Raw genomic sequence first — 10,416 nt, 5'->3', positions numbered from 1 at the left:
GCGCTCGGCAATGGCGACAACAATTGGTGGGTGGCGACGCTCGACGCGATCGACGCGCGGACCGGCGCGGTGCGATCGATCGCGCGGCCGGCCAGGGCGCCGGCTGCAGCGCCGCCCAGGGTGCCGAGCGTACGGTCGCCGCGGGTGTCGATCGTCCGGCCGAGGAGCGCGCCGGCGACGCCGCCGACGACGAGGCCCGTGGTGCCGTCCGGCTTGCGGCAGCGGACGCGGCCGCGGTCATCGCGCCATTCCCGATACTTGCCGCGGCGCTGCGCATCGGCGGCAGAGACCGGCAGAACGACCGTGGGCACGACCATCGCGGTGCAACCCAGTGCGAGCATCAACTTACGCATTACCTGTACTCCCTTAAAGTTTTGATCTGCTGGCGTAACGTGCTCCGGATAATGCGGGTTGCATGAACGGAGAACAACAAGCTGTTCATGATCACGCCGCATGCCGCTAAGGGCGGAAAAACCATGATGCCATCCGTCGAAATCCTGCCCGTCGCGGCACCGTGGCTCGATCTGGCCGGGCTGGCCGTGTTCGCGATTTCCGGGGCGCTGGCGGCGGCCAAGCGTGCGCAGACCATGGTGACGCTGGCCTTCTTCGCGCTGATCACGGGCGTGGGAGGCGGCACGGTGCGCGACCTGCTGATCGGGGCGCCGGTGTTCTGGATCCATGATGCGCGCGCCGCGGCGGTGTGCCTGTCGGCGGCGCTGGTGGTGTGGCTGACGCCGGAGCGCTGGTGGCGGGGCGCGGCGCTGGCCTGGTTCGATGCGGTCGGGCTGGCGGCCTATGCCGTGTACGGCGCGGCCAAGGCGCTGAAATACGGCGTGCCCCCCATTCCGGCAGTGGTGATGGGGGTGGTGACGGCGTGCGTGGGGGGCATCATCCGCGACGTGCTGGCGGGTGAGCCGTCGATCCTGATGCGGCCGGAATTATACGTCACCGCGGCGGCGCTGTCGTCGGCGAGCTTCGTGGTGCTGCTGGCCCTGGGAGTGCCGGTCGGGATCGCCGCGCCGGTGGCGGCCACCGCCGGCTTTGTGCTGCGCGCGGTGGCGATCCGTTTTCATCTGGCGCTGCCCGCCTATCGCGGACAACGCTGACCCGTCAGCCGCGGATCACGCCGACCTCTGCAAAGCGGTGCGGTTCGGCAGGGGGCAGGGCGGCATCCGCCAGCTCGCGCTGCCAATAGCCGACATCGATCCAGCGACCATGTTTGTAGCCGATCTCGCGAAACACGCCGGCGCGACGAAAGCCGACCGCTTCGTGCAGCGTGATCGAACGGTCGTTGGGAAGCGCGATGCGCCCGATCGCCTGGGTAAAGCCCTGCTTGCGCAGCGTGGCGACCAGTGCCTGATAGAGCAGCCGGCCGAGGCCCTGACGCTGCGCCCCGTCGGCGACGTAGATCGTGGTTTCCACCGCCCAGCGATAGGCCTCGCGCGGTGAGAATTGCGCGGCATAGGCATAGCCCAGCACGCGCTCGTCCGTACCCGTCGCGCCTTCGCTGACGGTGGCGACCATCCAGGGATAGAGGCCGCCCGACGCGGTCATGCGATCCTGCATGACGGCCGCGTCCGGCGCCTCCGTTTCGAACGACACCACGCCTGCCAGCACATGGGGGGCGTAGATCGCCGCAATCGCCGCGGCATCATCCGGCCGGGCGGCACGAACCGAAATCACAGCCCGATCCGCGCCATGATCAGGTCGAGCAGGCGCGCGTCGGAGGCCGATGCGGTCGCACCGAAGCCGCCGCATTCCAGACACCGCGCCTGGATCGATCCGCCACGCGTCAGCCGCGCCACATCGCCCAGCGCACGGGCCAGCGTCGCGCGGCGATCGGCGGCGACGCGTGCGAAGATGTCAGCGGCAGGGCCCGCCGTGTCATCGGTATCGTCACCGCCAAAGCTTTCCGCCAGCTTGGCAGCGAAGCCCGGCTCCTTTTCAAGATATTCGGCATGGACCTTGGCGGGGTCGAGCTTTGCCTGACGCGCGGCCCAGGCGACGGCGTCGGACAGGTTGCCGAACTGGTCCACCAGCCGCAATTGATGGGCGGTGCCGCCATCCCAGACGCGACCCTGCGCGATTTCGTCCACGCGCGCCGGCGTCATCCGGCGGGCGGCGGCGACGCGGCCGATGAACTGGCGGTAGCCATGCTCGATCCCCGCCTGAAGGATGGTGTCGAGCATCGGCGTCGTGCCGCCCAATATGTCGGGCTGGCCGGACAGCGGCGTGGTCTTCACGCCATCGCTGGTGATGCCGATCTTGGCGAGCGTGTTCTCGAACGTTGGGATCAGGCCGAAGATGCCGATCGAGCCGGTGATCGTGCCCGGTTCGGCAAAGATGCGGTCGCCGGCGGTGGATACCCAATAGCCGCCGGACGCAGCGAGGCCGCCCATCGAGATGGCCACGGGCAATCCCCGCTTCTTGGCTTCCAGCACGGCGAGGCGGATCTGTTCGGAGGCGAGCGCCGAGCCGCCGGGCGAATCGACCCGCACGACCAGCGCCTTCAGCTTCTTCTTGGCCAGCCCGTCGAGCATCGCCTTACTGATCGTGTCGCCGGCGGCGGTGCCGGGGCCACCCTCGCCATCGACGATCTCGCCGGCAACGGTCAGCACGCCGATCGCGTCACCCGAAGTGGGCAGGGGGTTGGCGCGCACCCATGCGTCATAGCCGACCGTGTTGAAGCTGCCGAGCGGGCGATCATTGGCGACACCGGCAATCTGCGCGACGCGGCGGCCGAAGGCGATACGGTCGCCCAGCTTGTCGACCAGCCCCGCGGCGAGATTGGCGCGTGCGGTGTCGCCATTGGCGGCGAGCACCAGTTGGTCGGGTTGCGCCAGGAAGCGGGCCACCTGCGCCTTGGGGCGTGCCTTGGCGATCGATTCGCGCCACTGGGCGAACAGCGATCCGTACAGCGCCTGGCTGGCGGCACGGGCGTCGGGGCTCTGGTCGGCACGGGTATAGGGCTCAACAAAGGATTTGTAGCGACCGACGCGGTAGACGTGCGTGGTCACTCCCAGCTTGTCGATCAGCCCCTTGTAATAAAGCTGGTTGCCGCCCGGCCCGGTGAACAGCGTGCCGCCCATCGGGTTCATCCAGATTTCGCTGGCCTGCGCGGCGAGGCGATAGTCGCTGTCGGTATAGCCGGTGGCATAGGTGAGCACCGGCTTGCCGGTCGCACGGAAGCGGCCCATCGCGTCGGCAACCTCCTGGATCACGGCCGGATACCCGCCCGAAAACCCGTCCAGATCGAGGACCAGCGCCTTGACCCGGCTATCGCTGCGCGCGGTATCGATCGCCCGCACCACGTCACGCAGGCGATATTGACGCGGCACCTCCTGACCGGACAGCATCGCAAAGGCATCCATCTCCTCAGGCTGTTCGACGATCGAACCGCGAAGGTTGAGGAGCAGCGCACCGGGCTTGATCGCCTTGGTGCCGGGACGCGCATTAAGGGCAGCGAACAGCAGGCCGAAAAAGATCAGCATCGCGATCAGGACCAGCAGGTCCTTCACGCCGACCAGCAATTTCCACGCGCCGCGCAGCAGGCGCCAGCCGCCGCGGCGCCGTTTGGGCGGTGCCCCGCCGGGGGGGCGGCTGAAATCCTGGTCGAGTGGCGAAGCGGCGCGAGCGTCGGTCATGCGCGGGACGCTAGAACAGCGAAGCGTGCGCGTAAATGGCCTGTATTAGCCTTCCAACACAGAACGTGCGGAGAGACTGATCACGAAAAAGCCGGAATCGCCGCTGGTTCCGCACGGCCGATCCTGGGCAGCGATTTTTTCCGTCCCCGCCCGTTGACGCACCATCCCCCCCGCCACATATCCGCGGCGTTGGCACTCACATTCGCGGAGTGCCAAAAAAGTGTCACACGTATTTAAAAGAGGGACATCCGCGATGAACTTTCGTCCGTTGCATGACCGCGTCCTCGTCCGCCGTGTCGAGGCGGAGGAGAAGACGGCCGGTGGAATCATCATCCCCGACACCGCCAAGGAAAAGCCGCAAGAGGGCGAAGTCGTCGCCGCCGGCACCGGCAGCAAGGCCGAAGACGGCAAGGTGACGCCGCTCGACGTCAAGGCAGGCGACCGTATCCTGTTCGGCAAGTGGTCGGGCACCGAGGTTAAGGTGAATGGCGAAGACCTTCTGATCATGAAGGAATCGGACATTCTGGGGATCGTCGGCTAATTCAGCCTTACGCTTCCACTTCTTTCCAAATTCACACATCTGAAAGGGTAGCCACATGGCAGCCAAGGACGTGAAATTCGGCCGCGACGCGCGTGAGCGCATCCTGCGCGGCGTCGACATCCTCGCCGATGCAGTCAAGGTCACGCTGGGGCCGAAGGGCCGCAACGTCGTGATCGACAAGAGCTTCGGTGCTCCCCGCATCACCAAGGACGGCGTCAGCGTCGCCAAGGAAATCGAGCTCAAGGACAAGTTCGAGAACATGGGCGCGCAGATGGTGCGCGAAGTGGCCTCGAAGACCAACGACATTGCCGGCGACGGCACCACCACCGCGACCGTTCTCGCCCAGGCGATCGTGCGCGAGGGCATGAAGTCTGTGGCCGCGGGCATGAACCCGATGGACCTGAAGCGCGGCATCGACCTCGCTGTCACCAAGGTGGTCGAGGACGTGCAGGCCCGCTCGAAGCCCGTCTCGGGCTCGTCGGAAGTCGCACAGGTCGGCATCATCTCCGCGAACGGCGACCGTGAAGTCGGCGAGAAGATCGCGGAAGCGATGGAGAAGGTCGGCAAGGAAGGCGTCATCACCGTCGAAGAGGCCAAGGGTCTCGAGTTCGAGCTGGACGTCGTCGAGGGCATGCAGTTCGACCGCGGCTACCTGTCGCCCTACTTCATCACCAACCCGGAGAAGATGACGGTCGAGCTGAACGACCCGTACATCCTGATCCACGAGAAGAAGCTGTCGAACCTGCAGGCGATGCTCCCGATCCTGGAAGCCGTCGTCCAGTCGGGCCGTCCGCTCCTCATCATCGCCGAGGACATCGAGGGCGAGGCGCTCGCCACGCTGGTCGTCAACAAGCTGCGCGGCGGCCTGAAGGTCGCAGCCGTCAAGGCGCCGGGCTTCGGTGATCGTCGCAAGGCGATGCTCGAGGACATCGCGATCCTGACCGCGGGCGAGCTGATCTCGGAAGACCTGGGCATCAAGCTCGAGAGCGTCACCGTCGGCATGCTGGGCACCGCCAAGCGCGTCACGATCGACAAGGACAACACCACCATCGTCGACGGTGCGGGTGAAGCCGACGCGATCAAGGGCCGCACCGAGGCGATCCGTGCGCAGATCGAGAACACCACCAGCGACTACGACCGCGAGAAGCTCCAGGAGCGTCTCGCCAAGCTCGCCGGCGGCGTTGCCGTGATCAAGGTCGGTGGTGCGACCGAGGTCGAGGTGAAGGAGCGCAAGGACCGCGTCGACGACGCGCTGCACGCGACCCGCGCGGCCGTCGAAGAGGGCATCGTCCCGGGCGGTGGTACGGCGCTGCTGTACGCATCGAAGGCGCTGGAAGGCGTGACCGGCGAGAATGACGACCAGACCCGCGGCATCGACATCGTTCGCAAGTCGCTGACCTCGCTGGTTCGCCAGATCGCGCAGAATGCCGGCCAGGACGGCGCTGTCGTCTCGGGCAAGCTGCTCGACGGCAACGACCCGACGATCGGCTTCAACGCCGCGACCGACACCTATGAGAACCTGGTCTCGGCCGGCGTGATCGACCCGACCAAGGTCGTGCGCACCGCCCTCCAGAACGCGGCCTCGGTCGCCGGCCTGCTCATCACCACGGAAGCCACCGTGTCCGAGCTGCCGGAAGACAAGCCCGCAATGCCGGCCGGCATGCCCGGCGGCGGCATGGGCGGCATGGACTTCTAAGTTCGCAATGTCCTCGGCCGGTTTCGACTGGCCGGGGATGTTACGGGCGCCAGCCGAACAGAAAAGGGGCCGGAGGATCGTTCCTCCGGCCCCTTTTTCGTTGCGAATGATCGATCTGGAACGTTCAGCGCTTCATCGCGTCCAGCAGGCGCTTGACCTCCTGGCTGCGTCCGCGCGGCAGGATTAGAATGTCGTCACCGCTTGCCACCACGATCAGGTCCGACACCCCGATCGCCGCGACACGTACCCGGTCGGTGCGGATCAGACAGTCCTTGGTATCGACGGCGATCACCTCGCCGCGGTGAGCGTTGCCGAAACCGTCCAGGTCGCTGATCGCGTGAAGCGCATCCCAGCTGCCGACATCGTTCCAGCCCATGGTAACGGGCACCACGGCGACACGCTCGGCCTTTTCCATGACCGCATAGTCGATGGAGTCGGACGGGCAGGTGGCGAAAGCCTCCGCATTGGGGTGGATGCGCGTTCCTTCGCGCAGTGCCGCACTCATCGCCTTTTCGGCGGAGACCAGCATTTCGGGGGCGTGCTGGGCAAGCGCCTGCAGATACATGTCGGCGCGGAACAGGAAAATGCCGCCGTTCCACACATGGTCACCCGATGCCAGCATCGCTTCGGCGCGTTCCCGGCGAGGCTTTTCGACGAAGCGGGCGACCTTGTGGACGCCGGTGCCGATCGCATCGCCGACCTGGATCCAGCCATAGCCGGTTTCCGGCGAGTCGGGGGTGATGCCGAAGGTGACGAGCCATCCGTTGGCCACCAACGGGAGTGCGGCATCGATCGCGCGGTGGAAGGCGTCGACATCGGCGATCACGTGATCGGACGGCATGACGAGCAGCGCATCTTCCGGCCATGCGGCGAGTGCCGCCAGGGCAATCGCGGGCGCGGTATTGCGCGCCATCGGTTCCAGGATCAGCGCCTGGGGCGGCGCGCCGGCCGCGGTCAACTGGTCTTCGACCAGACTGGCGTGCCGCGCGCCCGCCACCACGATGGGTGCGGCATAGCGGTCGCCCTGTGCGCGCTTGGCGGTGAGCTGAAGCATGGTGTCGTCCGCGGTCAGCGGCAGCAATTGCTTGGGCATTTCCGGCTTGGACATCGGCCATAGGCGCGTGCCCGACCCGCCGGACAGGATCACCGGAACGATCATGCTTTGCATTTTTTCCCTTTCGACGGTGCGCCGCAGATCGCGGGCGCTTTTGTGTCGTCAATAGCGCTAACGCCCATCTTCACGCTTCGTTGTCGATTATATGCAAAAATTCGCTGGAATTGCCAAACGGATCGGATCGGTACTCCGTTCGGCGGATATGACCCAGCGGCGTGACATGGGAGCGTGATGGTCCGGCTGTTCAAACATTACGTGTCGCATGTGGTGCTGTTGCTGGGATGCGTTGATTTTCTGCTGCTGGTTCTGTGCGCGGAATTGGGCTGGGTCATCCGTGCGCGCCAGATCGGCATGGCGGTGGAACCGTTGTCGACCCGGCTGCTGCAATTGGCCAGCTTCGCGATACCGCTTCAGGTCGCGCTGATCGCTGTCGGAGCTTATGGCGCGGCGTCGTTCCTCTCGCTGCGGTTCGCGGCGGCGCGATTGTCCGTGGCCGTGTCGCTGGGCGTGATCCTGCTGTCGCTGATCTTCTTCTTTCTGCCGTCGCTCAGTTTCTGGCGGTCGAACCTGTTCTACGCGATGATATTCGCCATCCCGGCGCTGGTGACGGTGCGTGCGCTGTTGGGACGCACGCTGGGCGGCGATCTCTTCAAGCGGCGCGTCATCGTGCTGGGTGCGGGCGCGCGTGCGGCACGGTTGACGGCACTGGCCGATCAGCCGGGCGCCCGGTTCGTCGTCGCCGATGTGATCGCGATGGGGGAGCCCAATCCGGTCCTGCACCGCACGACGCCGCGTGAGGCGATTCCGAACCTGGCCGCGCATGTGATGGACCGGAATGCCGGCGAGGTCGTGCTGGCCCTGGAGGAGCGGCGTAACGCCCTGCCGTTCAAGGACTTGCTGCGGGTGCGCACGACCGGCGTGCGGGTCAGCGAGATATCGAGCTTTCTGGAAAGCGAAACGGGCCGGATCGACCTGGGATCCGTCAGCCACAGTTGGCTGATCTTTTCGGATGGCTTTGCCAGCGGCCGGATGGTGTCGGCGATCGTCAAGCGCGTCTTCGACGTCATCGTCAGCCTGATCCTGCTGGCGGTGACGTTGCCGGTGATGCTGCTGGCCGCGATGGCGATCAAGCTGGAGTCCCGCGGTCCTGCCCTTTACCGGCAACAGCGTGTCGGCCTGTACAATCAGCCCTTTCATATCCTGAAGCTGCGATCGATGCGCCAGGATGCCGAGATAGGCGGGCAGGCCGTCTGGGCCGAGAAGGACGATCCGCGGATCACCCGGATCGGTCGCTTCATCCGCAAGGTACGGATCGACGAACTGCCGCAGACCTGGACCGTTCTGAAGGGAGAAATGAGCTTCGTAGGCCCCAGGCCCGAACGTCCGACCTTTGTGAACGAACTGGAACGCGAACTGCCCTTCTATGCCGAGCGGCATATGGTGAAGCCGGGTATCACCGGCTGGGCGCAGATCAACTATCCCTATGGAGCGTCGATCGAGGATGCACGGCACAAGCTGGAATATGACCTGTATTACGCGAAGAATTATTCGCCGTTCTTGGACGCGCTGATCCTGTTGCAGACGCTGCGCGTAGTCCTGTGGCCTTCGGGCGCTCGCTGACCCGCATGACGGTGCCGCCTGCGTATGGCCGTGCGGCAAGCGCCGCTGTACGACGGCACGCAGACCCATGAACGAACTGCGTCCCTCCCGCTATCCGCTGTTGCGTCGCCGTCGCCGAACGCGGGGTGCGCGCCGTCTCTGGCGCCCCGGCCCCCGGCTACGTCTCGGCATCGTGCTGGCGATCGCCCTGATCGTGCTGGCAGCTGTGGTGACGCTGGCGCGGCGGCCAAGTCCCCCGTCGGCCAATCAACTGTTCGCACGGTCGCTGGCAGCGCTCGAGCGGGGCAATATCCATGCGTCCTATGCCGATGCGCAGGCCGCGGCGCGTGCCGCACCGCAGGCGGGCATCATACAGGCGGTGCTGGCCCGGACGCTGATCGACCTTGGTGAAGGTGGCGCTGCCGAGGCGGCGCTCGACCGGGCGGTCGCGGTCGGTTTTTCCAACACGCGGCTGCATCAACTGCGCGCCGCCGCGAGCCTGTTACAAGGCGATCCCGATGCGGCGTTGTCGCATGTCGCTCAGGCCGCGCCACGCTATGCCAATTATGCCTCGCGTGTTCGGGCGCGGGCTTTGGCCGCAAAGGGGCAGGGCGCTGACGCACAGGTAGAGCTGGGCGATCTCGTCGCACGATCACCGGGAGATGCGGCGGCGTGGACCGATCTGGGCCGCATTCGGCTGAGCGCGGGCGAGGTGGGCGGGGCAGCGTTCGCCGGGGCACAGGCGGTGCGCCTGGCACCGCGTGACCCTGCGGCCTTGACCCTGCAAGGCGAGATCGTGCGCAGCCGTTACGGGTTGGTTGCGGCACTGCCCTGGTTCGAGGCGGCGCTGCGTTCCGACGCCTATTATCATCCGGCACTGATCGAATATGCCGGTACGCTTGGCGATGTCGGGCGGGCGGCCGATGCCGTGACCGCGACACGACGGGCGCTGGTGTCGCGGCCAGGCAGTCAACAGGCCTATTATCTGCAGGCGGTGATTGCTGCGCGGGCCGGTAACCGGGTGCTGGCGCGGCGATTGCTGCAGCTGACGGGTGGGGTGCTGGGCGACACGCCCGGCGCAATGCTGTTGGACGGCGCGCTCGCCTTTGCGGATCGACAGGACGAGCAGGCTGCGGGAAGCTGGCGCCGGCTGGTGGCCGCGCAACCGATGAACGTCACGGCGCGGCGCCTGTTGGCGAACGCGCTGTTGCGATCAGGCGATGCCGCCGGGGCGCTGGGGGTGATCGCGCCGATCGTGCTGCGGGGCGATGCCGATGCTTACACGTTGCGGCTGGCGTCGCGTGCCAGCGCGATACTGGGCCATCACGCGCAGGCATCGCAGTTGCTGGACCGGGCGGCATCCGGCCAGCGTGATCCGTCCGCCATCTTCCGGAGTGCCGATGCGCTGGGTGCTCTGCAGGCCGAGGCTTCGCGTGCGGCTGGTGATCCCACCTATGCACTGGGTGTGATCCGTGGACTGGCGAGCGGCGGCAACGTGTCGCAAGCGGTCTCCCAAGCCCGCGCGCTGGTGACCGCGACCCCCGGCGCACCGGCGGCGCAGCTTGCTTACGGCGATACGCTGGCGGCGTCGGGGCGCTATGCCGAGGCGGTGACGGCCTATGGCCGGGCGGCCGATCTGAGTTTCGACGAGCCGGTGCTGTTGCGCCTGCTGGACGGATATGGCCGGCTGGGCCGCGCCCGCGATGCCGCGGCAACCCTCGCCCTGTACCTGTCGCAAAACCCGCAAAGCATTGTTGGGGGACGCGTTTTGGGGGCTTGGCAGTTGGGTGGGGGTGAGGTCGGGGCGGCGATCGAGACGCTG

At 66.6% G+C, this 10,416-nt stretch carries 9 protein-coding genes; 5 read left to right on the top strand and 4 right to left on the bottom strand.

Translation table 11 applies throughout. The features are described from left to right. Positions 1-353 (bottom strand): glycine zipper 2TM domain-containing protein (locus Q0U08_RS13005; RefSeq protein ID WP_367271129.1); only part of this gene is annotated, 353 nt, incomplete at its 3' end. 123 nt (positions 354-476) lie between these two features. On the opposite strand from Q0U08_RS13005, the gene Q0U08_RS13000 reads away from it, so the two are divergent. After that, the gene (locus tag Q0U08_RS13000; protein WP_298091818.1) at positions 477-1,106 is read left to right on the top strand and encodes a trimeric intracellular cation channel family protein; all 630 of its coding nucleotides are present in this window, start codon (positions 477-479) and stop codon (positions 1,104-1,106) included. Between the two features lie 4 nt (positions 1,107-1,110). Here the strand turns inward: Q0U08_RS13000 and Q0U08_RS12995 are convergent, their stop codons facing one another. Both Q0U08_RS12995 and sppA read right to left on the bottom strand, forming a co-directional pair. After that, on the bottom strand, positions 1,111-1,683 hold the full coding sequence (locus tag Q0U08_RS12995) for a GNAT family N-acetyltransferase (RefSeq protein ID WP_298091817.1): 573 nt from the start codon (positions 1,681-1,683) through the stop codon (positions 1,111-1,113). Beyond that, entirely contained in the window at positions 1,680-3,644 is a 1,965-nt protein-coding gene (gene sppA / locus Q0U08_RS12990; protein WP_298091816.1) for a signal peptide peptidase SppA, read from the bottom strand. Before sppA ends, Q0U08_RS12995 begins: the two co-directional genes overlap by 4 nt. A 253-nt stretch (positions 3,645-3,897) precedes the next feature. Between sppA and groES the strand changes: the two genes are divergently transcribed. Beyond that, positions 3,898-4,185, top strand: coding sequence for a co-chaperone GroES (gene groES / locus Q0U08_RS12985; RefSeq protein ID WP_298091815.1), 288 nt, complete (start codon positions 3,898-3,900; stop codon positions 4,183-4,185). A 55-nt stretch (positions 4,186-4,240) separates the two neighbouring features. Further along, entirely contained in the window at positions 4,241-5,881 is a 1,641-nt protein-coding gene (gene groL / locus Q0U08_RS12980) for a chaperonin GroEL (RefSeq protein ID WP_298091814.1), read from the top strand. 124 nt (positions 5,882-6,005) lie between these two features. On the opposite strand, the gene Q0U08_RS12975 is transcribed toward groL, so the two are convergent. After that, positions 6,006-7,049 carry a mannose-1-phosphate guanylyltransferase/mannose-6-phosphate isomerase gene (locus tag Q0U08_RS12975; RefSeq protein ID WP_298091813.1) on the bottom strand — a complete coding sequence of 348 codons (1,044 nt, stop codon included), beginning with the start codon at positions 7,047-7,049 and terminating at the stop codon, positions 6,006-6,008. Positions 7,050-7,226: 177 nt separating this feature from the next. Between Q0U08_RS12975 and Q0U08_RS12970 the strand changes: the two genes are divergently transcribed. Together Q0U08_RS12970 and Q0U08_RS12965 are read left to right on the top strand one after the other, a co-directional pair. Beyond that, positions 7,227-8,615: a TIGR03013 family XrtA/PEP-CTERM system glycosyltransferase gene (locus tag Q0U08_RS12970; protein ID WP_298091812.1), complete on the top strand. Its 1,389-nt coding sequence runs from the start codon at positions 7,227-7,229 to the stop codon at positions 8,613-8,615. A gap of 67 nt (positions 8,616-8,682) precedes the next feature. After that, positions 8,683-10,416: tetratricopeptide repeat protein (locus tag Q0U08_RS12965; protein WP_298091811.1), on the top strand; the 1,734-nt coding region annotated here is incomplete at its 3' end.

The organism is uncultured Sphingomonas sp., assembly GCF_946477935.1.
GTDB lineage: Bacteria > Pseudomonadota > Alphaproteobacteria > Sphingomonadales > Sphingomonadaceae > Sphingomonas.
The sequence above is the reverse complement of the archived record's forward strand: the minus strand, read 5'-3'. Positions and strand labels throughout refer to the sequence as shown.

Bases quoted from the DNA above. Each gene is read 5' to 3' on its own strand.
- Q0U08_RS13000 (WP_298091818.1), top strand. From the start codon at position 477: ATGATGCCATCCGTCGAAATCCTGCCCGTCGCGGCACCGTGGCTCGAT.
- sppA (WP_298091816.1), bottom strand. From the start codon at position 3,644: ATGACCGACGCTCGCGCCGCTTCGCCACTCGACCAGGATTTCAGCCGC.
- groES (WP_298091815.1), top strand. From the start codon at position 3,898: ATGAACTTTCGTCCGTTGCATGACCGCGTCCTCGTCCGCCGTGTCGAG.
- groL (WP_298091814.1), top strand. From the start codon at position 4,241: ATGGCAGCCAAGGACGTGAAATTCGGCCGCGACGCGCGTGAGCGCATC.
- Q0U08_RS12975 (WP_298091813.1), bottom strand. From the start codon at position 7,049: ATGCAAAGCATGATCGTTCCGGTGATCCTGTCCGGCGGGTCGGGCACG.
- Q0U08_RS12970 (WP_298091812.1), top strand. From the start codon at position 7,227: ATGGTCCGGCTGTTCAAACATTACGTGTCGCATGTGGTGCTGTTGCTG.